24 protein-coding genes and 1 riboswitch are annotated in these 25,737 nt (G+C 69.6%); of the genes, 20 read left to right on the top strand and 4 right to left on the bottom strand.

Annotated features, from left to right (window positions below; all coding sequences use genetic code 11):
• The first annotated feature begins 103 nt into the window (after window positions 1-103).
• Window positions 104-212, top strand: a riboswitch (TPP riboswitch).
• A 116-nt stretch (window positions 213-328) separates the two neighbouring features.
• From thiC to DFR41_RS24235, 5 genes are all read left to right on the top strand, one after another.
• Entirely contained in the window at window positions 329-2,194 is a 1,866-nt protein-coding gene (thiC, locus tag DFR41_RS24255) for a phosphomethylpyrimidine synthase ThiC (RefSeq protein WP_114804617.1), read from the top strand.
• A 112-nt stretch (window positions 2,195-2,306) separates the two neighbouring features.
• Window positions 2,307-2,513 (top strand): hypothetical protein, encoded by a 207-nt coding sequence (locus DFR41_RS24250; protein WP_114804616.1) that lies wholly within the window; start codon window positions 2,307-2,309, stop codon window positions 2,511-2,513.
• A gap of 249 nt (window positions 2,514-2,762) precedes the next feature.
• Entirely contained in the window at window positions 2,763-3,584 is an 822-nt protein-coding gene (locus DFR41_RS24245) for a DUF3047 domain-containing protein (protein WP_114804615.1), read from the top strand.
• Between the two features lie 10 nt (window positions 3,585-3,594).
• Entirely contained in the window at window positions 3,595-4,587 is a 993-nt protein-coding gene (locus tag DFR41_RS24240; RefSeq protein ID WP_114804614.1) for a VTT domain-containing protein, read from the top strand.
• A gap of 109 nt (window positions 4,588-4,696) precedes the next feature.
• Window positions 4,697-5,623, top strand: a complete 927-nt coding sequence (locus DFR41_RS24235) for a class I SAM-dependent methyltransferase (protein WP_114804613.1) — start codon at window positions 4,697-4,699, stop codon at window positions 5,621-5,623.
• Between the two features lie 86 nt (window positions 5,624-5,709).
• Here DFR41_RS24235 and DFR41_RS24230 read toward each other — a convergent pair whose 3' ends face one another.
• Complete coding sequence (locus tag DFR41_RS24230) at window positions 5,710-6,753, bottom strand: AraC family transcriptional regulator (protein ID WP_114804612.1); 1,044 nt, start codon at window positions 6,751-6,753, stop codon at window positions 5,710-5,712.
• Between the two features lie 117 nt (window positions 6,754-6,870).
• Between DFR41_RS24230 and DFR41_RS24225 the strand changes: the two genes are divergently transcribed.
• Together DFR41_RS24225 and DFR41_RS24220 are read left to right on the top strand one after the other, a co-directional pair.
• Window positions 6,871-8,052 (top strand): isovaleryl-CoA dehydrogenase, encoded by a 1,182-nt coding sequence (locus DFR41_RS24225; RefSeq protein ID WP_114804611.1) that lies wholly within the window; start codon window positions 6,871-6,873, stop codon window positions 8,050-8,052.
• A gap of 95 nt (window positions 8,053-8,147) precedes the next feature.
• Window positions 8,148-9,863, top strand: coding sequence for an AMP-binding protein (locus DFR41_RS24220; RefSeq protein WP_114804610.1), 1,716 nt, complete (start codon window positions 8,148-8,150; stop codon window positions 9,861-9,863).
• 50 nt (window positions 9,864-9,913) lie between these two features.
• Here DFR41_RS24220 and DFR41_RS24215 read toward each other — a convergent pair whose 3' ends face one another.
• Complete coding sequence (locus DFR41_RS24215) at window positions 9,914-11,644, bottom strand: Na+/H+ antiporter (protein WP_114804609.1); 1,731 nt, start codon at window positions 11,642-11,644, stop codon at window positions 9,914-9,916.
• 122 nt (window positions 11,645-11,766) lie between these two features.
• On the opposite strand from DFR41_RS24215, the gene DFR41_RS24210 reads away from it, so the two are divergent.
• From DFR41_RS24210 to DFR41_RS24175, 8 genes are all read left to right on the top strand, one after another.
• Window positions 11,767-13,428: a carboxyl transferase domain-containing protein gene (locus DFR41_RS24210; RefSeq protein WP_017761414.1), complete on the top strand. Its 1,662-nt coding sequence runs from the start codon at window positions 11,767-11,769 to the stop codon at window positions 13,426-13,428.
• Window positions 13,429-13,474: 46 nt separating this feature from the next.
• Window positions 13,475-13,759 (top strand): type II toxin-antitoxin system VapB family antitoxin, encoded by a 285-nt coding sequence (locus DFR41_RS24205; protein ID WP_017761413.1) that lies wholly within the window; start codon window positions 13,475-13,477, stop codon window positions 13,757-13,759.
• Window positions 13,756-14,148: a type II toxin-antitoxin system VapC family toxin gene (gene vapC, locus DFR41_RS24200; protein ID WP_017761412.1), complete on the top strand. Its 393-nt coding sequence runs from the start codon at window positions 13,756-13,758 to the stop codon at window positions 14,146-14,148. Before DFR41_RS24205 ends, vapC begins: the two co-directional genes overlap by 4 nt.
• Window positions 14,149-14,266: 118 nt before the next feature.
• Window positions 14,267-15,130: an alpha/beta hydrolase family protein gene (locus DFR41_RS24195; RefSeq protein WP_114804608.1), complete on the top strand. Its 864-nt coding sequence runs from the start codon at window positions 14,267-14,269 to the stop codon at window positions 15,128-15,130.
• 25 nt (window positions 15,131-15,155) lie between these two features.
• Complete coding sequence (locus DFR41_RS24190) at window positions 15,156-15,950, top strand: enoyl-CoA hydratase/isomerase family protein (RefSeq protein WP_114804607.1); 795 nt, start codon at window positions 15,156-15,158, stop codon at window positions 15,948-15,950.
• A 10-nt stretch (window positions 15,951-15,960) separates the two neighbouring features.
• Entirely contained in the window at window positions 15,961-16,659 is a 699-nt protein-coding gene (locus DFR41_RS24185; protein WP_017757272.1) for a DUF4126 domain-containing protein, read from the top strand.
• A complete protein-coding gene (locus DFR41_RS24180; RefSeq protein ID WP_114804606.1) occupies window positions 16,634-18,652 on the top strand; it encodes an acetyl/propionyl/methylcrotonyl-CoA carboxylase subunit alpha in 2,019 nt (672 codons plus the stop codon). The genes DFR41_RS24185 and DFR41_RS24180 overlap by 26 nt, the downstream gene beginning before the upstream one ends.
• A 39-nt stretch (window positions 18,653-18,691) precedes the next feature.
• Complete coding sequence (locus tag DFR41_RS24175; RefSeq protein ID WP_114804605.1) at window positions 18,692-19,612, top strand: 2-hydroxyacid dehydrogenase; 921 nt, start codon at window positions 18,692-18,694, stop codon at window positions 19,610-19,612.
• Window positions 19,613-19,656: 44 nt separating this feature from the next.
• On the opposite strand, the gene DFR41_RS24170 is transcribed toward DFR41_RS24175, so the two are convergent.
• On the bottom strand, window positions 19,657-22,137 hold the full coding sequence (locus DFR41_RS24170; protein WP_170159459.1) for a glycerophosphodiester phosphodiesterase family protein: 2,481 nt from the start codon (window positions 22,135-22,137) through the stop codon (window positions 19,657-19,659).
• A 158-nt stretch (window positions 22,138-22,295) separates the two neighbouring features.
• On the opposite strand from DFR41_RS24170, the gene DFR41_RS24160 reads away from it, so the two are divergent.
• From DFR41_RS24160 to DFR41_RS24140, 5 genes are all read left to right on the top strand, one after another.
• Window positions 22,296-23,216 (top strand): hydroxymethylglutaryl-CoA lyase, encoded by a 921-nt coding sequence (locus tag DFR41_RS24160; RefSeq protein WP_114804602.1) that lies wholly within the window; start codon window positions 22,296-22,298, stop codon window positions 23,214-23,216.
• The gene (locus tag DFR41_RS24155; RefSeq protein WP_017758995.1) at window positions 23,216-23,455 is read left to right on the top strand and encodes a DUF1653 domain-containing protein; all 240 of its coding nucleotides are present in this window, start codon (window positions 23,216-23,218) and stop codon (window positions 23,453-23,455) included. Before DFR41_RS24160 ends, DFR41_RS24155 begins: the two co-directional genes overlap by 1 nt.
• 34 nt (window positions 23,456-23,489) lie before the next feature.
• Window positions 23,490-23,996, top strand: a complete 507-nt coding sequence (locus tag DFR41_RS24150; protein ID WP_114804601.1) for a YbaK/EbsC family protein — start codon at window positions 23,490-23,492, stop codon at window positions 23,994-23,996.
• Between the two features lie 115 nt (window positions 23,997-24,111).
• Entirely contained in the window at window positions 24,112-24,324 is a 213-nt protein-coding gene (locus DFR41_RS24145) for a DUF1289 domain-containing protein (RefSeq protein WP_114804677.1), read from the top strand.
• A 40-nt stretch (window positions 24,325-24,364) separates the two neighbouring features.
• Window positions 24,365-25,003 (top strand): 2-hydroxychromene-2-carboxylate isomerase, encoded by a 639-nt coding sequence (locus tag DFR41_RS24140; protein ID WP_017758992.1) that lies wholly within the window; start codon window positions 24,365-24,367, stop codon window positions 25,001-25,003.
• Between the two features lie 72 nt (window positions 25,004-25,075).
• On the opposite strand, the gene DFR41_RS24135 is transcribed toward DFR41_RS24140, so the two are convergent.
• On the bottom strand, window positions 25,076-25,534 hold the full coding sequence (locus DFR41_RS24135; protein WP_043118393.1) for a DUF2846 domain-containing protein: 459 nt from the start codon (window positions 25,532-25,534) through the stop codon (window positions 25,076-25,078).
• Between the last annotated feature and the right edge of the window lie 203 nt (window positions 25,535-25,737).

Here is a 25,737-nt window from a genome sequence, read left to right as displayed (position 1 = left end):
CAAAGTCCGGAGTCAGCCTGAAAAAGACTTCGCCTTCAATGTAGTGACCCGATGCGTGTCTGCGCACACCGTTGGCCCACGCGCGCCCTCCCCGCCTAGAATCCCCCCCGCTCCGGGGTGCACGTATGGCGTGCTGAGACGGCGGACCTGACCGCCGGAACCGCGAACTTGATCTGGTTAGTACCAGCGTAAGAAGAGCTGCAGCGCCAAGGCGCGTGTGTCCGTCCATCCGTCCGTCGATCCATCGGCGGGGCCGGGCTCACCCGCATTCCCCTTGGCGCCGATGGCGGGGCATCCATCCACCCATGTGCTTTGGAGAGTCCGCCCCATGAACGCCCCCGACAAGTTCGCCCATCTGCTCGCGCTGACGCGTGAGCCCTTTCCCGCTTCCACCAAAGGCCGCATCGCCGGCAGCCGGCCCGACCTGCAGGTGCCCGTGCGCGACGTGCGCCTGACCAACGGCGAGACGGTGTCGCTCTACGACACCTCCGGCCCCTATACCGACCCCAACGCCGAGATCGACGTGCGCCGCGGCCTGGCCGGCGTGCGCGCGGCCTGGATCGACGAGCGCGGCGACACCGAAAGCTACGAAGGCCGCATCCGCCAGGCGCTGGACGACGGCGCCAAGCATGCCGAGCAGCAGGCCCCACAGGAGCACGAGCGAATCACCCAGCTGCGCGCCGAGGCAGCAGCCCTGCAGCGTCAGCCGCGCCGCGCCAAAAGCGGCATGAACGTCACGCAGATGCACTACGCCCGCCGCGGCATCGTCACGCCCGAGATGGAGTACGTGGCCCTGCGCGAGAACGGCCGCCGTGAATGGATGGCCGAGTACCTGGCCGACGAGGAGCGCGCGCGCCGCGTGGCGGGCAACCCGCTGGGCGCGTCGATTCCCAAGATCATCACGCCCGAGTTCGTGCGTGACGAGGTGGCGCGCGGGCGCGCCATCATCCCGGCCAACATCAACCACCCCGAGGTCGAGCCGATGGCCATCGGCCGCAACTTCAAGGTCAAGATCAACGCCAACATCGGCAACTCGGCCGTCACCTCCAGCATCGAGGAAGAGGTCGAGAAGCTGGTGTGGGCCATCCGCTGGGGCGCGGACAACGTGATGGACCTGAGCACGGGCAAGAACATCCACACCACGCGCGACTGGATCGTGCGCAACTCGCCGGTGCCCATCGGCACGGTGCCGATCTACCAGGCGCTCGAAAAGGTGGGCGGCGTGGCCGAAGACCTGACCTGGGCCATCTTCCGCGACACGCTGATCGAGCAGGCGGAGCAGGGGGTGGACTACTTCACCATCCACGCCGGGCTGCGGTTGCCCTTCATTCCGATGACGGCCAAGCGCATGACGGGCATCGTCTCGCGCGGCGGCTCGATCATGGCCAAGTGGTGCATCGCGCACCACCGCGAGAGCTTCCTCTACGAGCACTTCGAGGAGATCTGCGAAATCATGAAGGCCTACGACGTGAGCTTCTCGCTCGGCGATGGCCTGCGCCCCGGCTGCGGTGCCGACGCCAACGACGAGGCGCAGTTTGCCGAGCTGCGCACGCTGGGCGAGCTGACGCAGATCGCCTGGAAGCACGACGTGCAGACCATGATCGAAGGCCCGGGCCATGTTCCGCTGCACATGATCCAGGCCAACATGGACGAGCAGCTCAAGCATTGCCACGAGGCGCCGTTCTACACGCTGGGCCCGCTGACCATCGACATCGCGCCCGGCTACGACCACATCGCCAGTGCCATCGGCGCGGCCATGATCGGCTGGATGGGCACGGCCATGCTGTGCTACGTGACGCCCAAGGAGCACCTGGGCCTGCCCGACCGTGACGACGTCAAGCAGGGGATCATTGCGTACAAGATCGCGGCCCACGCCGCGGACGTGGCCAAGGGCCACCCGGGCGCGCGTGCGCGGGACGACGCGCTCAGCAAGGCGCGCTTCGAGTTCCGCTGGGAAGACCAGTTCAACCTGGGCCTGGACCCGGACACGGCCCGCGACTTCCACGACGAGACGCTGCCCAAGGATTCGAGCAAGGTGGCGCACTTCTGCTCGATGTGCGGCCCCAAGTTCTGCTCGATGAAGATCACGCAGGAGGTGCGCGAGTACGCGGCGCAGGGCATGGCCGACAAGTCGCGCGAGTTCCGCGAAGGCGGCGGCGAGTTCTACGTGCCGATCCAGCCGGCCAAGGGCTGATACAGGGCGGCGGCGGGCCCAGCCGCCCGCCGCCGGATTTGCTGTGTTGGCCGACAGGCGTGTGGGAAGTGGCTGACAAAACGCGCCCCGCCGCGAGGATCACGGTTTGTGCATGACACACCAACCTCTCAAACTCATCGTGGAGGAGCCGCAACCCGGCGCCTTCGTCTGGAAGCTCCAGCAGACCGACGCCAACGGCCAGCCGATGCGCACCGTACGCGAGGGCGAATCGCCGGCGGACAGCTACGAGGTCGCACTCGCCAGCGGCACGCGCGCGCTGCAGGCGGCCTTGCGCGAAGGCGAGACCTCCCCCGCTTGATGCCGGCGCGGTGCCCGGTTCCCGCACCTCTTTGACCAGAGCCGGCGCGCGCTGACGGATTGATGCCTACCGCACCCCAAGAAAGGGCGCGAGGGGCGGCGGATTGTCCCCATGCGGGAGACAAAGTAATTCCTTTTGCGGGATTTATCTGTGGGTGGCCCTGCGGCACACTTTCGGCTGCCCGCGCGCGACCGGTTCCATGCCGTCTCGTTGCCACCCGAGCGCGAGGCGTCACCCCGGGGCCCGTCCATGCACATCGCTTCCGTTTTCGTCTCCGCCTGCCGTGGCGCCGGCCTGCTGGTCGGTGCCGGGCTGGCCCTGGCGCTTGCTGCGCCGCTGGTGCAGGCGCAGGAGCCCAATGCGCTGACGCCCTTCTCGACCGCCGCCGGTACGGTCCCGCCCGCACCCTGGCACTTCAGCACGCTGCCCAACAAGACGCCCACCCACTTCGACGTCGTCTCGGAAGACGGGCGCCGCGTCCTCAAGGTCGAGGCCAACGATTCCTATGGCCTGCTGTCGCACCGCGTGCAGTTGCCGTTGAACGAGTCGACGGTGCTCAGCTGGCGCTGGCGCGTCGACCAGTTCGTCGATGGCGCCGATCTGCGCACCCGCACGGGTGACGACGGCGCGGCCAAGCTGTGCGTGTTCTTCGACTTCCCGACCGACCGGCTGCCGCTGCTGGAGCGCACGCGCCTGGGCGTGGCGCGCAGCGTCTCGGGCGAGGACGTGCCCAGCGAGGCGCTGTGCTACGTCTGGGACGGCAAGGAGGCCAAGGGTCAGATGCTGGTCAACGCCTTCACCAACCGCATGCACATGGTGGTGCTCGAATCCGGCCCCGCCGCGCAGCCCGGCACCTGGGTGAGCGAACGCCGCAACCTGCTGGCCGACTACCGCCGCGCCTTCGGCAGCGAGGCACAGGGCGCGACGCCCGGTGTGGCGGCGGTGGTGGTCTCGGCCGACGCCGACAACACGCACGGCCACGGCCTGGCGTACTTCTCCGACCTGAGCCTCGTCGGATCGACGACGGTGCGCGCCGAGTCGCGGCCCACGGCCAGCCGCACAGCCGAATAGCGGGGAAGCCATGAACGACCTCATCTCGCTGCTCGCCACCCAGGGCCCCGCCGTGGTCCTGGTGGTGACGCTGGCCGCGCGGCTCGGCGCGCCGGTCCCGGCCGTTCCGTTTCTGGTGGTGGCGGGTGGCCTGGCGATGGGCGGCACGGTGCTGAATGCCGTGGCCATCGTCATCGCCTCGCTGCTGGGCAACATCCTGGGCGACGGCGCCTGGTTTTTGGCCGGGCGGCGCTGGGGCTATGCCGTGATGCGGCTGCTGTGCCGCGTTTCGCTCTCGGCCGACACCTGCGTCTCGCGCAGCGAAGCGATCCTCGGCCGCTGGGGCGGCCTGTCGCTGATCGCGGCCAAGTACGTGCCCGGCGTGTCGGTGGTGGCACCGCCCATGGCGGGCGCGCTGGGCATGTCGAACGCCCGCTTCCTGGCCTTCGAGACGGTCGGCGCCCTGGTCTGGACGCTGGGCTACCTGCTGCTGGGCGCGGTCTTCCACGCCGCCATCCGCGACGTGCTGGCGGTGCTCGCCAACGTGGGGCTGGCCGCCACCGTGCTCGGCGGGGTGCTGCTGGTGGCCTTTCTGCTCTGGCGCTACCAGCAGCGCCGGGTGGCGCGCCGTGCCGACGACATCGTGACCATCAGCGTCGATGCGCTGCGCGCCGCACTGGCACAGGGGAATGCGCCGACGGTGCTCGACATGCGCGGCGAACCGGTGCGGGCGATCGACCCGCGGGCCATTCCGGGTGCGGTCGGCTTCGCGCTGCGAGAGCTTCCGCATGCGCTCGGCCCCCTGGCCGATGGCCGCGAGCTGGTGGTGTTCTGCGACTGTCCGGACGATGCCTCGGCCGTCGCGGCGGCACGCGTGCTGATGGCGGCCGGGCTGCCGCGGGTGCGCGTGCTGGAAGGCGGCCTGTCGGCCTGGACGGCCTCCGACCTGGCCGGTCGGGTGGAGGTGGTCGAGGTGCCCACGCCGGTCGTCCCCGCGTCGCTGGGCGCGAGCGGCGCGGCCTGAACGGGCGGGGTCGCGACCCGCCGTACAGCACGGACGGCGCACGGCGCCGGCCTCGGATGCGCCGCGGGGCCGCGCCGGAAGCGAAGCGTTTTCGTGGCACCCTCGCCCCATGCAAGCGCTTCTCGATGCCATCCATCATCTGCAGCCGGGCGCCGACGCGCACCGTGTCTTCCACGGCCGCGGCGGCCTGTACGCCGGCTGCGAGCACCTGACGCTGGACGCCTACCCGCCGGTCTTCGTGCTCACCAGCTTCAGGCCTCTGGCCGACGACCAACTCGTTCAGGTGGGCGATGCGCTGCAAGCCCGCTGGTCGCAGGTCGCGCCCGGCGAGCCTCTGAACTGGGTCTTCCAGTGCCGGCATGAAGGCCGCAGCGATACGCGCCTCATGGCCGGCGCCGTGCCCGAGCCGCACGTCGTGAGCGAAGAGGGCGCCCGCTACCGCGTGCATGTGCTGCGTGGCCAGAACCACGGCCTCTTCCTCGACATGGCCGAGGGCCGGCGTTGGGTGCGGGCGCATGTTGGGGCCCGGCCTGGCGCCGCGATGCTCAACCTTTTCGCCTACACCTGCGCCTTTTCGGTGGCGGCGCTGCAGGCCGGCGCGGGCCGCGTGGTCAATGTGGACATGAGCGCCGGCGCCATCGCCATCGGCCAGCAGAACCACCGGCTCAACGGCGTCGAAGGCGGCGCCAGCTTTCTGCCGCACGACCTGTTCAAGACCTGGGGCAAGGTCACGCGCGGCGGGCCCTACGACCTGGTGGTGGTCGATCCGCCCAGCTACCAGAAGGGCAGCTTCGTGGCGACCAAGGACTATGCGCGGCTGATGCGCCGCCTGCCCGAGCTGCTGGCACCCGGCGGTCATGCGCTGCTGTGCCTCAACGCGCCGGAGCTGGGCGTGGCCTTCCTGCAGGACCAGATGCGCGAACTGGCGCCTTCGCTGCGCTTCGTCGAGCGGGTGGCCAACCCGGCGGCCTTCGCGGATGTGTCGGCCGACCGGGCGCTGAAGGTGCTGGTGTACGCGGCGCCAGCCGGCGAATAGGGCGCGGGCGTCATTCAGCAATGGGTGGCCCGGTCATGCGCGGGGCGGTCAGGCCAGGGCAGTGATGACAGAGAAGGGGCTGCCCATCAGCCCTGCGGGTTCTGCTGCGCCGCCGCGGCCCGAAAGGCGCCGGGGCTCTGCCCCGTCCATTCGCGGAAGGCGCGCGAAAAGCTCTTCTCGTTGCGAAAGCCCACCGCCAGCGCCACCTGCTTGACCGGCCGCGCGGTGCGCTGCAGCAGCTCGATGGCCTGCTGCTGGCGCACCTCGTCCTTCAGGCCCTGCAGGCTCAGCCCTTCGGCCAGCAGCTGCCGGTGCAGCGTGCGGCTGGAGATGTGCAGCAGCGCCGCCAGCCCCTCCGCGGTCGAGGCCTGGGCGCCATGGGTGCGCAGCGCCTCACGCACGCGCTGGCCCAGCAGCCGGTCGCGCCGGTACTGCAGCACCGTCAGCGGCAGGGCGCGGCGCAGCATGGTGCGCAGGGCGGCCTCGTCGCGCAGCAGCGGCAGCGCCAGGTAGCGCGCGTCGAAGCGAAAGCCCGCCTGCGTCGCGCCGAAGTGGATCCGACCGCTGAACATCAGCCCGTAGGCGTCGGCATGCGGCGGGGCGTCGAAGGGAAAGTGCGCCTCCTGCAGCCACAGCCGCGAGTCGATGGCCCAGCTGGCAAAGCCATGCAGAAAGCGCAGGCTGGAGACCAGGCAGAACTCGCGGAAGCTGCCGAGCGGGCGCCGCTCCTCGATCCATACCGAGGCGACGTCGCCTTCCACCTCCAGCCCCAGCGCGATGTCGTCCACCAGCAGCCGGTGGTGGCGGCACCAGCGCTTGATGGCCACGCCCAGGTCCGGCGCCGTGATCGAGGCGCGGCACAGCATGCCGTGGCTGCCCCAGGGCAGGCGACGGCTGAACCAGCCCAGGGCCTCGTCGTCCAGCTCCTGCATGGCGTGCTCGTTGAGCGCCTCGAACTGCGCCGCGGTGACGCGGGCCTCGGGCCGCCACAGTTCGCGCGGCGTGATCTGTGCCGCGCGCAGGGCCGCGCCGGGGTCCACGCCGTAGCGGGCATAGCCCTGCACGATGGCTCGCACGAAGGCCATGGGCGTGGCCGCACGCTGGGGTTTGAGGAAGCGGGGAGAGGGCATCTAGTGGATAACCCGAGGCGCCGGGCGATGGCGGAATTTGCAACCATTGTGTCGCCAAATGGGAATCCCTCCGGCGTAAGCTGAACCGGCTTTCGCACACTTCCACGGAGACGACGCATGTCCGCACAACGCCTGCCCGGCCTGGACTTCGGCCTGGGCGACACCATCGACGCCCTGCGCGAGGCCATCGCCGATTTCTGCGCCCACGAGATCACGCCGCGTGCCGCGGACATCGACCGCGAGAACCTCTTCCCCCGCGACCTGTGGGCCAAGCTCGGCAGCCTGGGCCTGCACGGCATGACGGTGAAGGAGGAATTCGGCGGCACCGAACTGGGCTACCTGGCCCACATCGTCGCCATGGAAGAGGTGTCGCGGGCCTCGGCCTCGGTGGGCCTGTCGTACGGCGCGCATTCCAACCTGTGCGTCAACCAGATCCACCGCAACGGCAGCGAGGCGCAGAAGAAGAAGTACCTGCCCAAGCTCGTCAGTGGCGAGCACGTGGGCGCGCTGGCCATGAGCGAGCCCAATGCTGGCTCCGACGTGGTGAGCATGAAGCTGCGCGCCGACAAGAAGGACGGCTACTACGTCCTCAACGGCAGCAAGATGTGGATCACCAACGGCGGCGATGCCGACACGCTGGTCATCTACGCCAAGACCGAGCCCGAGATGGGGGCGCGCGGCATGACGGCCTTCCTGGTGGAGAAGGGCTTCAAGGGCTTCAGCGCCGGCACCAAGCTCGACAAGCTGGGCATGCGCGGCAGCAACACCTATCCGCTCTTCTTCGACAACTGCGAGGTGCCCGAGGAGAACATCCTGGGCGGCGAGGGCAACGGCGCCAAGGTGTTGATGAGCGGGCTGGACTACGAGCGCGCCGTGCTCTCCGGCGGGCCGCTGGGCATCATGGCCGCCTGCATGGACGCGGTGATTCCGTATGTGCACGAGCGCCAGCAGTTCGGCCAGGCCATCGGCGAGTTCCAGCTGATGCAGGGCAAGGTCGCCGACATGTACAGCACCTGGCAGGCCTGCCGCGCCTACGTGTATGCCGTGGGCCGCGCCTGCGACACGGCCGACCACGCGCGCACCTTCCGCAAGGACGCGGCCGGCGCCATCCTGTACGCGGCCGAAAAGGCCACCTGGATGGCCGGCGAGGCGATCCAGGCCCTGGGCGGCGTGGGCTACACCAAGGACTTCCCGGTCGAGCGCCTGTGGCGCGACGCCAAGCTCTACGAGATCGGCGCCGGCACCAGCGAGGTCCGCCGCATGCTGATCGGCCGCGAGCTGTTCGCGGAGACGGCATGACCACACCCCCAGGCTTCGCGCTGCGCGCTACGCCAACCCCCTGAAGGGGGCGCACCCGGCGGCCTGGCAAAGCCAGTTCCGCGGGTGCCACTGGCATGGCCTGCTCCGCGGCCACCGGATCGATCCATAAGGAGACGCACATGACCGACAGCTACGCCCGCGGCGCCACCGAGCCCGCCCTGATCGAGCAGACCATCGGCGACTTCTTCGACGCCATGGTCGCGCGCCAGCCCGAGGCGCTGGCGCTGGTGAGCCGGCACGAGGGCGTGCGCCTCTCGTACGGCGAGCTGCAGCAGCAGGCCAACCGCCTGGCCAGCGCACTTCTGCGCGCGGGCTTGCAGCCGGGTGAGCGCATCGGCATCTGGTCGCACAACAACCTGGCCTGGGTGCTGATGCAGATCGCCACCGCCAAGGCCGGGCTGGTGCTGGTCAACATCAACCCGGCCTACCGCACGTCGGAAGTCGAATACGCGCTCAACAAGGTGGGCTGCAAGGCGCTGGTGACCATGCCGCGCTTCAAGACCAGCGAGTACCTGGCCATGCTGCGCGAGCTGGGCTCGGCGCGCCTGCCGGACCTGAAGAACATCTGGTGGATCGACGCCCCCGGCGCTGCCGACGAAGCCGGGCCGGACATTGCCACCGCACGCTTCTCGCAGCTGCTGGCCAGCGGCGACGCGGCCGACCCGCGCGTGGCCCAAGTGCAGGCCACGCTGAAAGCCACCGACCCCATCAACATCCAGTTCACCAGCGGCACCACCGGCTTTCCCAAGGGCGCCACGCTCACGCACCGCAACATCCTCAACAACGGCTACTTCATCGGCGAATGCATGAAGCTGGGCCCCGAGGACCGGCTGTGCATCCCGGTGCCGATGTACCACTGCTTCGGCATGGTGCTGGGCAACCTGGCGTGCCTGACGCACGGCAGCGCCATCGTGTATCCCAACGACGGCTTCGACCCGCTGCTCACGCTCGAAGCGGTGCAGGCCGAGCGATGCACCGGTCTGCATGGCGTGCCCACCATGTTCATCGCCGAGCTGGACCATCCGCGTTTCGGCGAGTTCGACCTGTCGAGCCTGCGCACCGGCATCATGGCCGGCACCGCCTGCCCCATCGAGGTCATGAAGCGCGTGGTGGACCGCATGCACCTGGGCGAAATCACCATTGCCTACGGCATGACCGAGACCAGCCCGGTGAGCTGCCAGAGCAGCACCGACACGCCGCTGGAGCGGCGCGTCTCCACCGTCGGCACGGTGCAGCCGCACCTGGAGGTGAAGATCGTCGACCCCGAGTCCGGCGCCACCGTGCCGCGCGGCCAGCCCGGCGAGCTGTGCACCCGCGGCTATTCGGTGATGCACGGCTACTGGGGCGACGAGGCCAAGACCCGCGAGGCCATCGACACCGAGGGCTGGATGCACACCGGCGACCTGGCCACCATGGACGACGAGGGCTACGTCAACATCGTCGGCCGCATCAAGGACATGGTGATCCGCGGCGGCGAGAACATCTACCCGCGCGAGATCGAGGAGTTCCTGTACCGCCATCCGCAGGTGCAGGACGTGCAGGTGGTGGGCCTGCCCGACCGCAAGTACGGCGAGGAGCTGTGCGCCTGGATCATCCCCAAGCCGGGCCAGCAGCCCACCGAGGCCGACATCCGCGCCTTCTGCCAGGGCCAGATCGCGCACTACAAGGTGCCGAAGTACATCCGCTTCGTCGATGCCTTCCCGATGACGGTGACGGGCAAGATCCAGAAGTTCCGTATCCGCGATCAGATGGCCGAAGAACTGGGCCTTCAGGCCGAGAAGACGGCATGAGCATGCCGGTGGCCGCAGGCATGGCCGGTGCGTCGACCGCGCCCCGTGCGTCAGTCGCGCGAGGCCGGGCCGTGCGGCGCCAGCCCCGCGGCCTGGCGTGCGGCGCGCAGGCGCTTGCGCAGCGCCACCTCGGCCATGTCCAGCTCGCCCACCAGTTCGCGCAGCGAGGCGTCGTTGATGCGATGCGACTGGCGCTCGCCATACAGCGCATGCCGCTCGGCCTGCAGGCAGGCCAGGCGCAGCTCCAGCTCGTGCACGAAGCCCTGCTTGCGGGCGCGCACGGCTTCGGCTTCCTCGGCCCGCGTCTCGGGCGTGGAGGCGGCGGCGCTGTCGTCGTCCAGCAGTTCCAGGCGCACCCGGTACTGCTGGGTGATGCGGCCGACCATCTCCTGCCGCTGGGCGGCGGTGTCGGCATCGACGTCGTTCACCTCCTTCTGGCTGCGCACCAGGCTGGAAATGGCCGCATGGCAGGCGGCGATGCGGGCCTCGCGCTCCTCGCGCACCTCGGCCGCTTCGGCCGGTTGGGGAAGGCGGCGCAGCACCAGTGGCAGGCCGATGCTGCCGACCAGCAGCGTGATGAGGATGGTGCCGGTGGCCAAAAAGACCAGCAGGTCGCGCGAGGGAAAGGGCGTGTCGGCATCGACCATCAGCGGAATCGACAGGGCGCCGGCCAGCGTCACCGCGCCGCGGATGCCCGCCAGCGTGGTGGCGAGCGTCAGGCGCCAGGACGGCTGCTCGGCCATGCGCCCGTCCCGGTGCGCCCGCCGCAGGCTGCCGCGCACGGCCAGCTGCAGCCACACCCAGCGCAGCAGCAGCAGCGCAGCCGAAATGACCAGCACATAGCCCACCAGCGTCCAGGCGCCGTGGTGCTTGCTTTCGTCCACGGTGCGCAGGATGGAGGGCAGCTGCAGCCCCAGCAGCAGGAAGATGGCGCCGTTGAAGGCCGACTCGATCATGGTCCAGGTGCCTTCGGCCTGCATGCGCTCGGCGATGAACTCGCTGCGCTCCAGGTCGGCGAAGTTGGTGGCGATGCCGGCCGCCACCGCGGCCAGGATGCCCGAGACGCCGATGCGTTCGCCCACGATGTAGGCGGCAAAGGGCAGCAGCACGAGCAGCAGCACCATCTGCGTGGCCGCCACGTCGCCCAGCCGGCGGGTGACGGCGGCGCGGGCATGGGCGAAGCCCCAGCCCATCAGCGTGCCGGCGCCCACGCCGCCCAGGGCGATCCACAGGAACTCGCGCGTCACCTGCGCCCACGAGAACAGGCCGGTGAGCGTGGCCGCGACGGCGAATTTGAGCGCCACCAGGCCCGAGGCGTCATTCAGCAGCGATTCGCCCTCCAGCACATGCATTGTCTTGGCCGGCATGCCCAGGCGCCGTGTGATGGCCGAGACGGCCACCGCGTCGGTGGGCGAGACCACCGCGGCCAGCGCGAAGGCGACCGGCAGCGGCATCTCCGGAATCATCCAGTGCACCAGCCAGCCCAGGCCGAACACGGTGAAGGCCACCAGGCCGAAGGCCAGCTTGAGGATCGGCCGATGCAGCGCGAAGAACTCCCGCTTCGGAATGCGCCAGCCGTCCGCGAACAGCAGCGGCGGAATGAACAGCAGCAGGAACAGCTCCGGATCGAAGGCGATGTGCAGGCCCTGCTGGGGCCAGGACAGGGCCGCACCGAGGGCGATCTGGATCAAGGGAAGCGGGATGGCACGCAGGTAGCGGGCGGCAATGCCGGTGAGGGCGCCGAGCATCAGCACCAGCAGGACGGTTTCGACGGTGTGCACGGGTTCTTCTTGTTGGATTTCGTGAAGGGGCGGGCAGGACGGGCTTGGAGTGCCCGGTGCCGCCGAGGGTTCGCATCATCTTCGCGCGGCACGCGGCTGCGCGTCAGGCTCCAAGGACATTCATGAGCAAACTGGTCTCCCAACTCAATCCCAGATCCGAGGCCTTCCAGGCCAACGCCGCGGCCATGCGCGCGCTGGTGGACGACCTGCGTGCCCAGTTCGCGCGGGTGGAGCAGGGCGGCGGCGAGGCCGCACGCGCCAAGCACACGGCCCGCGGCAAGCTGCTGCCGCGCGACCGGGTGCAGCAATTGCTGGACCCGGGCTCGCCCTTTCTGGAGATCGCACCGCTGGCAGCGCACGCCATGTACAACGGCGATGCGCCGGGAGCGGGCCTGATCGCCGGCATCGGCCGCGTCAGCGGCGTGGACTGCATGGTGGTGTGCAACGACGCCACGGTGAAGGGCGGCACCTACTACCCGATGACGGTGAAGAAGCACCTGCGCGCGCAGGAGATCGCGGCGCAGAACCGGCTGCCCTGCATCTACCTGGTCGACTCGGGCGGCGCCAACCTGCCGAACCAGGACGAAGTCTTCCCCGACCGCGACCACTTCGGCCGCATCTTCTTCAACCAGGCCAACATGAGCGCCGACGGCATCGCGCAGATCGCGGTGGTGATGGGCTCGTGCACCGCGGGCGGCGCCTATGTGCCGGCCATGAGCGACGAGTCGATCATCGTCAAGGAGCAGGGCACCATCTTCCTGGGCGGTCCGCCGTTGGTGAAGGCGGCCACCGGCGAGGTGGTGTCGGCCGAGGACCTGGGCGGTGGCGACGTGCACACCCGGCTGTCGGGCGTGGCGGACCATCTGGCGCAGAACGACCTGCATGCGCTGGCGCTGGCGCGGGAGGCGGTGAGGAACCTGAATGTTCCCCAGTCCGTTCGCACTGAGCCTGTCGAAGTGCCGGCCCCGGCTTCGACAGGCTCAGCCCGAACGGGTGGAGGCTCGCCCAGCTTTGAAGAACCCGCCTACCCCCCCGAAGACCTCTACGGCGTCATCCCCACCGACACCCGCAAGCCCTTCGACGTGCGCGAGATCATTGCCCGCATCGTCGACGGCAGCGAGTTCCACGAGTTCAAGGCCCGTTTCGGCACCACCCTGGTCTGCGGCTTCGCGGCCATCGAGGGCATGCCGGTGGGCATCGTGGCCAACAACGGCATCCTGTTCTCGGAGTCGGCGCAGAAGGGCGCGCACTTCATCGAGCTGTGCGGCCAGCGCAAGATTCCGCTCGTCTTCCTGCAGAACATCACCGGCTTCATGGTGGGCCGCAAGTACGAGAACGAGGGCATCGCCCGCCACGGCGCCAAGATGGTGACCGCGGTGGCCACGGTCAACGTGCCCAAGTTCACCATCATCATCGGCGGCAGCTTCGGGGCCGGCAATTACGGCATGTGCGGCCGGGCCTACTCGCCGCGCTTCCTCTGGATGTGGCCCAACGCCCGCATCAGCGTGATGGGCGGCGAGCAGGCCGCCAGCGTGCTGGCCACCGTCAAGCGCGACGGCATCGAGGCCCGCGGCGGCCAGTGGACCAAGGACGAGGAAGAGGCCTTCAAGGCCCCCATCCGCCAGCAGTACGAGGACCAGGGCCATCCCTACTACGCCACGGCGCGCCTGTGGGACGACGGGATCATCGACCCCGCCGACACCCGCCGCGTGCTGGCGCTCGGCTTGGCGGCGGCGCGGCATGCGCCCATTCCGGAGCCCAAGTTCGGTGTGTTCCGCATGTGATCGGCGATGTGTATGATTTTTGATTTTCATACACACGGGGAGTGCCATGCGGACCAACATCGTGATCGACGACGCGCTCATGGAGGCCGCCATGCGGGCGGGCGGCTTCAGCACCAAGAAGGAAGCGGTGGAAGAGGGCCTGCGCCTTCTTGCGCGCCGCAAGGCCTACCAGGATCTGCGCGCCCTGCGCGGCAAGCTCACCTGGGCGGGCGACGACAGCGTGGACTGGACCACGCTCGAAGCCGAACCGATGGCTGTGCAGGAGCAGCCGGCCCGCTACGCTGCCGCCGCGCCCAAACCGACCGCCGCCAGGAAGCGCACAAAGCCATGATCGCCGTCGACTCCAGCGTCTGGATCGACTACTTCCGCGGTCGTGCCACGCCCCATACGCAGACCCTGGATGCATTGTTGGACGACAGCGCCAATGAACTGGTGCTTCTCGACCTGGTGTTGATGGAAGTGCTGCGCGGCTTCGTGCATGACCGGGAACAGCGCCTCGCCCGTCAGCGCTTGCGTGCGCTGCCCATTGCCACGGCGGGCGGTGAGGCCGTGGCCCTGCGCGCCGCCGACATCTATCGCGAGCAGCGCCGGCGCGGCGTCACCGTCCGCAGCCCCATCGACCTGATGGTCGCCGCCTGGTGCGTCGAGCATGGCTGCGCGCTTCTGCATGGCGATCGCGATTTCGACGGCATCGAGGGGCTTCATGCCTGGCCGCACTGAGCTGAAGCGCGCCCGGCGGCAGCAAGCCCGTTTCGATGGCTCGCGCGTGACTACGGGGCGCGGCTTCGTTTGCGCCCCTCCAGCCCTTCGATGCCTTGCCTCTGCCATTGGGCGTCGGATGTTGGGCCTCGGCTGGCTCGCCCTGGCGCTGGTGGCGCCACACGCCCACGCCACGCTGCGCGAAACCCAGCTCGACCTGCCCGTCAGCGTGCAGGACATGCGCGGGCAGCGCGTCAATCAGACCATCCGCGTCACCGTGTTCGACGATGACGCCAACCCGCACCCGGCGCCGGTGCTGGTGCTCAACCATGGCCGCGCCGTCGATGCGGCCGGCCGCGCCGCGCTGGGCCGCGCGCGCTACCACGAGGCCTCACGCTTCTTCGTGCGCCATGGTTTCATCGTGGCCGTACCCACGCGCGTGGGCTATGGCGTGAGCGGCGGGCCGGACGTGGAGGACAGCGGCGCCTGCCAGCGGCGCGACTATCCCGCCGGCTACGGCGCCGCGGCCGACCAGGCGCTCGCGGCCTTGGCCGCCGTGCGCGCGATGCCCGGCGCCGACCCGGCGCGCGCCGTCATCGTCGGCCAGTCCTACGGCGGCGCGACCGCCATTGCCGCCGCCGCCCGCGCCACGCCGGGCGTGGTGGGCGCGATCAACTTCGCCGGCGGCGGCGGTGGCAACCCGCGCACCCATGCCGGCCAGCCTTGCTCGCCGCAGCAGATGGGCGAGCTCTTCGCCAGCTACGGCCGCAGCGTGCACATGCCCACGCTGTGGCTCTATGCCGAGAACGACCAGTACTTCGGCGCCGACTGGCCCCGCCAGTGGTTCTCGGCCTTCCGCGCCGCGGGCGGCAACGGCGAGTTCGTGCAGTTCCCGCCGCAGGGCGAGGACGGCCACAGCACCTTCACCCGCGCACCGCAGGCCTGGCAGCCGGTGGTGTCCGGCTTTCTGCAGCGGCTGGGCTTTCCGGCGCTGCGCGACTGAACCCTTCGAACAACCGAGACACGCCATGACCGACTTCACCACGCTCGAACTGCACCTCGACGGCCCGGTGGCCCGCATCTGGCTCAGCCGGCCCGAGATGCGCAACGCCATCGACGACGTCTTCATCCGTGAGCTGGGCGAGGCCTTCGCGCAGGCCCAGGCCGCCGATGGCGTGCGCGCCGTGGTGCTGGGCGGGCGCGGCCCGGCCTTCTGCGCCGGCGCCAACCTCAACTGGATGAAGCGGGCCGCCAGCTTCACGCCCGAGCAGAACCTGCAGGACGCCGCCGGCCTGCCGCGCATGCTGCGCACGCTGGCCGACAGCCGCCTGCCGGTGATCGCGCGCATCCAGGGCGACGTGTACGCGGGCGGGATGGGCCTGGTGTCGGTGTGCGACGTGGCCATCAGCGCCGACAGCGCGCACTACTGCCTCAGCGAGGTCAAGATCGGCCTCATCCCGGCCACCATCAGCCCCTATGTGATCCGCGCGATGGGCGCACGCGCCGCGCAGCGCTACTTCCTCACGGCCGAGCGCTTCACCGCAGCCGAGGCCCATCGTGTCGGCCTCGTGCACGAGGTGGTGCCGGCCGACGCGCTGGACGCCAAGGTGGACGAGGTGCTCAAGAACATCCTGGCCGCCGCACCCGGCGCGGTGGCCGAGTCCAAGCGCCTGCTGCGCGACGTGACCGGCCGGCCCATCGATGACGAGCTTGCCGCCGAGACGGTGCGCCGCATCGCCGCCCTGCGCGCCAGCGAAGAAGGCCAGGAAGGCCTGCGCGCCTTCCTGGAAAAGCGCAAGCCGGCCTGGACGCAGGCGCGCTGATCGGTCCCCGATGGACGGTCTGGACTTTCCCCAACTGCTCGCCCTGGCCGCCGCCCTCGGCTGGGCCAGCGGCGTGCGGCTGTACCTGGCGGTGCTGCTGGTCGGCCTGGCTGGCTGGCTGGGCTGGGTGCCGTTGCCGGCGGGGCTGCAGGCGCTATCGCACCCGGTGGTGCTGATCGTGAGCGGCTTTCTGGTCTTCGTCGAATTCTTTGCCGACAAGATCCCGGGCCTGGATTCGCTCTGGGACATGGTCCATACCGTGATCCGAATCCCGGCCGGCGCGGCGCTCGCGGCTTCGGTGTTCGGTGCCGACCATGCGGCCATGGCGGTGGTGGCCGCGCTGGTGGGTGGCGGCTTCGCGGCGACGGCCCATGCGGCCAAGGCCACCACGCGCGCGGCCATCAACACTTCGCCCGAGCCCTTCACCAACGTGGGCGCCTCGTTGGCCGAGGACTCGCTGGTGCCGGCCGGCCTGTGGCTGGCGCTGGCGCATCCGCTGGTGTTCCTGGTGGCGCTGGTGCTCGTGCTCGTCCTCAGCGTGTGGCTGATCCGCAAGAGCTGGCGCTTCCTGCGCGCGCTCGTCGGCCGACTCACGCGCATCTTCAGCGGCCGGCCCGACCCGGGTGTCGCGCCGGCCTTCGCCCGCGGTCGCCGCGGCACAACATCGTCCGGAGACCTGCCTCATGTTCAAGAAGATCCTCATCGCTAACCGTGGCGAGATCGCCTGCCGCGTCGCCGCCACCGCGCGCCGCCTGGGCGTGCGCACCGTGGCCGTGTATTCCGACGCCGACGCGCAGGCCAATCATGTCCGCGCCTGCGACGAGGCCGTGGCCCTGGGCGGCAACGCGCCCAAGGAAAGCTACCTGCGCTGGGAGCGCATCCTCGAAGCCGCCCGCGCCACCGGCGCCGAGGCCATCCACCCCGGTTACGGCTTCCTGTCCGAGAACGAGGACTTCGCCCGCGCCTGCGCCGAGGCGGGCCTGGTCTTCATCGGCCCGCCGCCCTCGGCGATCCAGGCCATGGGCCTGAAGGCCGAGTCCAAGCGGCTGATGGAGAAGGCCGGTGTGCCGCTGGTGCCCGGCTACCACGGCGCCGACCAGGACCCGGCCCTGCTGCAGCGCGAGGCCGATCGCATCGGCTACCCGGTACTCATCAAGGCCAGTGCCGGCGGCGGCGGCAAGGGCATGCGCATCGTCGAGAAGAGCCAGGACTTCGCCGCTGCCCTGGCCAGCTGCCAGCGCGAGGCGATCAACAGCTTCGGCGACGACGCGGTGCTGATCGAGAAGTACGTGCAGCGCCCGCGGCACATCGAGATCCAGGTCTTCGGCGACACGCAGGGCCACTATGTGCACCTGTTCGAGCGCGACTGCTCGGTGCAGCGCCGCCATCAGAAGGTGCTGGAAGAGGCACCCGCGCCTGGCATGCCGCCCGCGCTGCGCCAGCGCATGGGCCAGGCCGCGGTGGACGCTGCACGGGCCGTGGACTACGTGGGCGCCGGCACCGTCGAATTCATCGTCGAGCAGACCGGCGGCTACGACGCGCCCGAGGCCATGACCTTCTACTTCATGGAGATGAACACGCGGCTGCAGGTGGAGCATCCCGTCACCGAGGCCATCACGGGCCTCGACCTCGTGGAATGGCAACTGCGCGTGGCCAATGGCGAGCCGCTGCCCCTGGCGCAGGACGACCTGCGCATACACGGCCACGCCATCGAGGCGCGCATCTGCGCCGAGAACCCGGACAAGGGCTTCCTGCCCGCCACCGGCCCGCTGACCGTGTACCGCAAGCCGGCCGCCGCGGCCTTCGCGCGGGCCGACGTGCGCATCGACGACGGCGTGCGTGAGGGCGGCGAGATCTCGCCCTACTACGACTCGATGATCGCCAAGCTGATCGTGCACGGCGACACGCGCGAGCAGGCGCTGGCCCGCCTCGACGCCGCGCTGGCGCAGGTGCAGATCGTGGGCGTGGCGACCAACGTGCAGTTCCTGCGCGGCGTGCTGGCCACCGAATCGTTCTCGAAGGCGCGGCTGGACACGGCGCTGATCGAGCGCGAGCGGGCGCAGCTCTTCGACCGCGATCCCCTGGGCCTGCCGCTGCTGGCGGCGGGCGTCGTGGCCCGCCAACTGGCGGATGAGGCGGCGCAGGCTGCAGGTGGCCCCTTCGGCCGTGCCGACGGCTGGCGCGGCCTGGGCCTGGCCACGCGGACCTTCGCCTTCGACTTCAACGGTCAGGGTGCCACGGCGCTGCTGCGCTACGGCCCGGGTGCCGCGCGGCACCTGAGCGTGGGAGAGGGCGAGTCGCAGGTCGCCGGCGACCTGGCCTGGACCCTGCTGCACGATGGCCGCCTGTCGCTGGATTTCGCCGGCCGCCGCGAGGTGCTGGCCGTGCATCGCCACCAGGACCAGTGGCATGTGTTCGGCCAGGCCGGCGCCGGCCGCATCGATGCCGTCGACCGTCTCGCCCATGCCGGCGACACCCAGGCCGAAGGCGGACGCCTGACGGCACCGATGCCGGGCAAGGTGGTGTCCTTCGCCGTCAAGGCGGGCGACACCGTGAGCAAGGGCCAGCCGCTGGCGGTGATGGAGGCCATGAAGATGGAGCACACCATCGCCGCACCGGCCGACGGCACCGTGGCCGAACTGCTGTTCGCGCCCGGCGACCAGGTCACCGAAGGGGCAGAGCTTCTGCGTCTGGCCGCGTAGCATCGCAGGCTGTCTTCCACAGCCTTCCTGCACGCCCTCATGCGCATCGCCCTCTGCCTGACCGACACCAAATCCGCCCCATGGATCGAGGGCCTGCACGCCGCCCTGCCGGACGCCGAGATCGTCGACTGGACGCCCGGCAGCCCGCAGGCCGACTACGCCGTGGTATGGGCGCCGCCGCAGCAGATGGTGGACGAGCAGCCGGGCCTGAAGGCCATGTTCAACATCGGCGCGGGTGTGGACGCGATCACGAAGCTCGACCTGCCGCCCACCCTGAAGATCGTGCGGCTGGACGATGCCGGCATGTCGGTGCAGATGGCCGAGTACGTGTGCCATGCGCTGATCCGGCACTTCCGCGAATTCGACGTCTACGAGGCCGAGGCGCGGCAGGGCCGCTGGGTCTACCGCAAGCCGCTGTCGCGTGCGGACTTCCCGGTCGGCATCATGGGCCTGGGTGTGCTGGGCGAGCGCGTGGCGCGCGCGGTGCAGCAGTTCGAGTTTCCGGTGCTGGGCTGGAGCCGCACGCCCAAGTCCATCGAGGGCGTGCGCACCTTCGCGGGCGAGGCGCGGCTGGGCGACTTTCTGGTCAACACGCGGGTGCTGGTCAACCTGCTGCCGCTGACCGATGCCACCCGCGGCATCCTCAACCGCACCACGCTGTCGGCGCTCAAGCCCGGCGGCTACCTGATCCACATCGCGCGCGGTGGCCATCTGGTGGAAGAAGACCTGATCCCGCTGCTCGACAGCGGCAAGCTGGCCGGCGCCACGCTGGACGTGTTCCACCAGGAGCCGCTGCCCGCCGACCATGCCTTCTGGCGGCATCCGAAGATCACCGTCACGCCGCACGGCTCGGCCCGCACGCTGCGCAGCGAATCCATCGCGCAGATCGCCGGCAAGATCCGCGCGCTGCAGGCCGGCCAGCCCATTGCGGGCGTGGTCGATCCGCAGCGCGGCTACTGAGCATCGGCGCGCGCGGGCCGCAACCGGCCCGCGGCAGCGCTCTTTCAGCGCACGGTCAGACTCACCGGCTTGGCGACGATCACGTAGCTGTAGGTGCCATCGCCCATCTTGTAGCGGTAGCCGGGCAGCACGACGGCAGTGCCGGCGCCGGTGAAGCGCAGGTCGCCTTCCGCGCTTTGCACGAAGGGAGCGGTGCCGTCGATCACGGCCATCACGTTGCTCTGCGCGGCGATGCTGCCGCCCACCTGCGTGGTCAGCGTCACGGGCAGGGCCACGGGGGTGTTCAGCCCCACGGTGGCCGTGGCGGCCGTGCTGATCTCCACCGGGAAGTCCTTGGCCCAGAAGGCGTAGTCGGTGGTGATGCCGTGCGTGCCGTAGCTGTAGAAGCGATGGAACGCCGCCTGGTCGTTGATGGTCCAGGGCCAGAAGGTGATGCCGCGGTGCTTGCCGGCTTCCATCGTCGCCTGGCTCAGCCCGCCGTAGGCCGGGTTGTAGGTGGACGAGTAGGGCTGCACGGCCGCCAGGATGTTGCGCACCGCCAGCTGCGGATCGCTGGCGTCGGCATTGCTGTTCAGGAAGCCCGTCGAGAGTTCGGGCAGCGTCTGGCCCGCACGGTTGAGCTGGTCGCCCAGGAAGGAGATGGCCACCGCCTGATCGCGCGTGCCGGCCGCGTCGAGCTCGTTCTTGAGTTGCGCCACCAGGCCGGTGTTGCTGCTCTTGAGCTCGATGAAATGCGTGATCGGCCGGCCCTTGAAGGCGCTGAAGTATTCCTGCAGCGTCGGCACCTCGCGGTTGCCCACCTTTGTGCGCAGCTGCTTGACCTGTGCCAGCGTCATCGACTCGATGCGGCCGGTGCCGTTGGTGGTCCGGTCCACCGTGTCGTCATGCATGATGACCAGGTGCTTGTCGCTGGTGAGGTAGATGTCGTTCTCCACCACGTCGGCGCCCGCAGCCACGGCGGCCTGTGCGCTGGCCAGCGTGTTCTCGTCGCCGGTGCCCTGGGGCATGCCGCGGTGGCCGATCACCAGCGGCTTGCGCAGCAGCGTGTTGGCGGGCAGCTTGCGCATCACGCGAGCGAAGACGGCGCCGTCGCTGGCGAGCACGCCGTTCACGCCGGTGGTCAGCACCTGGGCGGCCTCGGTGGGTGTGGTGGCGCTGCTGGCGGCCCAGGCCGTGATCAGCAGGCGCTGCAGCTGGGCCACGGTGGCGCGCTGGGTCATCGCTGGCGGCAGCACGGCGATCTTGGCGCGGGCCTTGTTGGTGGCACTCACCACCTGCATCACGCTCTGCGTGCTGGCGTCGAGCAGGCCGGAACCCGAGAAGTCCACCGCCGCGCGCACCATCGGCATCAGCGTGCGTGCGCGGGCGAGCAGGCTCACCTGGTCGGACAGCAGGGTCACGTCGCTCAGGTCGTTCTCCTGCGCGTAGCGGGCCAGTGCGTCCACCGCGGCGTCGTCGGCCACGCGCAGCACGGGGGCCGTGGCGCGGTTGCGGTCGGCCAGGTACTGGGCCAGGCTGCCCAGGCTTTCGCCGTTGGCGCTGCGCAGGCTCAGCGTGCTGTCGATGCGGAACAGCGCATGGCTGGCACCGGTGGCCGCCAGGTTGGTGCTGGCGGCCATGGGCTGTACCAGGGTCGGCGCCATGGCGGCCGCCGTGCCCGTGTCCTGCAGCGCGGCAGGCGTGGCGATCTCGGGCAGGGGCTTGAGCTGCTCGCTCACCTTGATGCTGTCCACCCGCATCAGCAGGCCGGCCGTCTGCAGGCCGATGCCGCCCTTGGCGGGCGCGGCGGCGTCCAGCGTGACGTCGTGCATCAGCACGTTGTCCAGGTACTGGCGGGCGCGGTTGCCGTGCACGATCACCGTGGCGGTGTAGGTCTTTGCGCTGTCGATGGCCGAGCCGAAGGCCTTGGTGGACTGCACCGTCCACGCGCCCGCCTTGCGCAGCGCGAACTCGGTGCCGTTGCTGGCGGTGGCGTTCTGGCGGATGGCGAACTGGTGGTAGGGCTCGTACGCCGGCGTGGCCGTGGCGGCAGAGCTTCGGTACATCACGCTGCCCCAGCGCGCATTGTTGTTGGCGGCCTCGAAGGTGAAGACCACGTCGATGCGGTAGTCGGACATCTCGGCCAGCGCCGCGGGCAGGGCCACGCCCGTCATCGCGAAGCTGTCGGCCCGGCCGTCGATGTAGAGGCTGCCGTCGCGCACGCTCACCGTGCCCTTGTTGGCCGCGGGGCGAGCCCAGTTGGCGGGCAGGTCGCTCAGGCCGGTGAAGCTTTCCTCCAGCAGCACCTTGGCGGTGGGTTCGGGTTCCGGGGCGGGGCTGGGGGCCGGCGCCGTGCCGGGCGCAGGGGCCGGGGCTGGGGATGTGCCCGGTGCCGGGCTCGGCGCAGGAGCGGGCGACGGGGCGGGGGCGGTGCCCGTGCCGAGGCCCGTTCCGGGCACGAAGGTGGCGCCGCCACCTCCACCCCCGCCACAGGCGGCCAAGGCCAGGCTCATGGCGATCGCGGCTGCGATGCGTGTCTGTTGCATGAAGAAACTCCGACTCTGTTTTTTAATGGAGGCCGCAATCTAGGCAGCCCCCGTGACGTCGGTATGTCGTGCGCGATCCGCGGGTCGCGCGCGAGACCTGGATGCGTGCACTTGCACGCGTTCCCTCTGCCTTTCGATTTCCCTTTTTCGGAGACCCCATGAACCTTCCTTCCCGCGTCCGCATCGTCGACGTCGGCCCGCGCGACGGGCTTCAGAACGAAAAGCAGCCCGTGCCTGCCGAGGTCAAGGTCGAGCTGGTGCACCGCCTGCAGGCCGCCGGCCTGACAGAGATCGAGGTCACCAGCTTCGTCAGTCCCAAGTGGGTGCCGCAGATGGCCGACAACGCGCAGGTGATGCATGGCATCCACCGCCAGCCGGGCGTGCGCTACTCGGTGCTCACGCCCAACATGAAGGGACTGGAAGCCGCCCTGGCCGCGCCGCGCGAGGAATGGCCCGACGAGATCGTCGTCTTCGGCGCCGCCAGCGAGGCCTTCAGCCAGAAGAACATCAACTGCTCCATCGCCGAGAGCATCGAGCGCTTCGCGCCGGTGGTGGCGGCCGCGAAGGCCCAGGGCATCGCGGTGCGCGGTGCCATGAGCTGCACCGTGGGCTGCCCCTACGAAGGCGAGATCGCCCCCGAGAAGGTGGGCTACCTGGCCGGGCTGATGAAGGGCATCGGCGTGGCGCGCGTGGACGTGGCCGACACCATCGGCGTCGGCACGCCGCGCAAGGTGCAGGCGGCGCTGGAGGCGACGCTGGCGCACTTTGCCGTCGATGCCGTGTCGGGCCACTTCCACGACACCTACGGCCAGGCCCTGTCCAACACGCTGGCGGCGCTGCAGCTGGGCGTGTGGAACCACCAGTCCTCCATCGCCGGCCTGGGCGGCTGCCCCTATGCCAAGGGCGCGACGGGCAATGTGGCGACGGAGGACGTCGTTTACATGCTCCACGGCATGGGCATCGACACCGGCATCGACCTCGATGCGCTGATCGACGCCGGCGTGTTCATCAGCCAGGCCCTGGGCCGCGAGCCGAACTCGCGCGTCTCCAAGGCTGTGCGCACCAAGCGGGCCGGCTGATGGCGCTCGGCGACGACCTGCCTGCGCTGCCGGCCATCCGCCTCGGGCGTTACCGGCACTACAAGGGGCTGGAGTACGAGGTGCTTGGCGTGGTGCGCCACAGCGAGACGCTGGCGCCGATGGTGCTCTACAAGCCGCTCTACGACGACCGCGGGCTCTGGGTGCGGCCCTTCGGCATGTTCGAGGAAAGCATCGTGCATGAGGGGCACGCGCAGCCGCGCTTCGCCTTCATCGGCTGAGGCCTTGCGCCCGCGCCGACAATCGCGTCCATCTATGTGCGGTTCCGAACTCCATTCCCTCCCCGACGGCGTGCAGCGTGTGGCACGCCACCTTCTCGACGCGGGCCACCCGCATGGCCCGCGTATGCTCGATGACGCCTGCCGCACGGCCCAGGAAGCGGCCGACGTGCTCGGCGTGGCCGTGGGCCAGATCGCCAAGAGCATCATCTTCCGCCGCAAGGCCGACGACGTGGCGGTGCTGGTCGTCACCTCGGGCGACCGACGCGTGGACGAGAAGAAGGTCGACGCCCTGGTGGGCAAGACCGGCCGAGCCGACGCCGACTTCGTCAAGTCGCGCACGGGCTTTTCCATCGGTGGCGTGTCGCCGGTCGGCCATGTGACCAAGCCGGTGGTGCTGATCGATGCGGAGCTGTTCCGCTTCGAGACCGTGTGGGCGGCGGCCGGCCATCCGCATGCGGTGTTTCCGCTGCGGCCCCAGGACCTGCCCGCGCTCACCGGCGGCGCGCCGGTGGCGGACGTGGTGCAGGCGGTGGCGGCATGAGCGCGCCGGGCCGCTCCCAAGCGCGAGTCCCGGAGCGCTTTGCGCGGAGGGTCGTCCAGTGAGTGCGCCCGACGTCGACACGGCACGCAGCCCGCTGGCCGCCCGCGCCGCGCTGATGCGCGAGGCTGTGCGCCAGGGCCTGGAGCCGGTGCCCTCGCCCTGCGTCAATGTCTGCCGCATGTCGGCGGCCACCGGTCTGTGTGAAGGGTGCTTCCGCACCATCGAGGAGATCCGGCACTGGAGCCGCACGCCCGATGCCGGTCGCCTGGCCGTTTGGGACCAAGTGCTGGCCCGCAGCGCCATGGCACCCGCACCACAGCCCGGCTGAGCACGCTGGGCACCAGGACGAACCATAAGGAGACATCGCCATGAAGCACATCGACTTCTACCTGGACTTCATCTCGCCCTATGCCTACCTGGCCTTCGAGCACCTGCCCGAGGCGCTGGCCGGCCTGAGCTACAGCGTGGCCTACAAACCGGTGCTGCTGGGCGCCATCGTGCGCCACCACGGGCACAAGGCGCCGGCCGAGGTGCCGAGCAAGCGGCAGTGGACCTACCGGCACATCCTGTGGCTGGGCCATTCGCTGGGCGTGCCCATCGACATGCCGGCCACCCATCCCTACAACCCGCTGCCGCACCTGCGCCTGGCGGTGGCGGCCTCGCAGGGCGGCGAGATCAACCGGTATCAGGCCGAGCAACTGTTCCGCGAGGTGTGGCGCGGCGGCCAAGACGCCAGCGATCCGGCGCGATTCGATGCGCTCAAGGCCCGCCTGCAACCTGCGCGCGACGTGGCCGATGCCGCGGTGAAGGCCGAGCTCAAGGGCAACACCGACGCCGCCATCGCGCAGGGCGCCTTCGGCGTGCCGGCCTTCGTGGTGGACGGCCGGCTGTTCTGGGGCTTCGACAGCCTGCCCATGCTGCGTGCCTATCTGGAGGGCGACGCGTGGTTCGCCGGTGCGCAGTGGGCGGGTGCGGACCAGCGGCCCTCCGCGCTGGCGGGCGGCTGAGTGGCGTTTCCGGTGTAGCCGCCCGCTCGGAACCTCAAAAAAGCCCCCGGCGGAAAGCCAGGGGCCATTGAGCTACTTGCCACTGCAGGTGCCGGGTGTCGCCATTCCTAGTTTTGCGACGGCTTCCTTGCCCTTGGCTTCCGGAATCAGTTCGAGATCGGCGCCGCCGGCGAAGACGCCCATCTTGATGTACTGGCGGACGAAATAGTTCTTTCCCGCTTCCGAATAGAGTTTCAGCGTATTGGGCGAAAACTCGGACTCGGTGGAAATGACGTGTTCCTTGTTGCCCTGGACCTCGGTGAAAAAGAAGACGTCGGGTGCCGTCGTCCCCACGCAATTGCCGTCGACGCGCACCTCTTTCTTGAGCGCCCGGCCTATCCCGCTGTCCCGGTAGATGTACAGGCCGGCCTGCCCCTGTGAGGGAGCGACGAACTGCTTTGCGCGGTCGGCGGATTCCTGGCTTTCCATCTTGACGGATGCGCAGCCTGTGAAAAGCAATGAGGCCAGAACGAGAAAGGAAATTTTTTTCATGATCTTTAAATGTAGGAATTTGTTAAACGCTGGCCTCCTCTTGAACCGTGCCAGCGAAACATATGGTAAGGGCGGGTTTTGGTGTCGCCGGCTCGCCCAAAAGGCTCAGTGTTTTCCCTTGTCTTCACGTGCCACCGACTTTTTTTCTTCATCCGAAATGGCTGAACCGGGTTTGCCCTGAAGTTGTCAGAAACGGTTCAGTT

It is taken from the genome of Pseudacidovorax intermedius (assembly GCF_003350475.1).
Taxonomy (GTDB): Bacteria; Pseudomonadota; Gammaproteobacteria; order Burkholderiales; family Burkholderiaceae_C; genus Xenophilus; species Xenophilus intermedius.
Note: the sequence above shows the minus strand (reverse complement) of the source record. Positions and strands in the feature narration are given on the sequence as shown.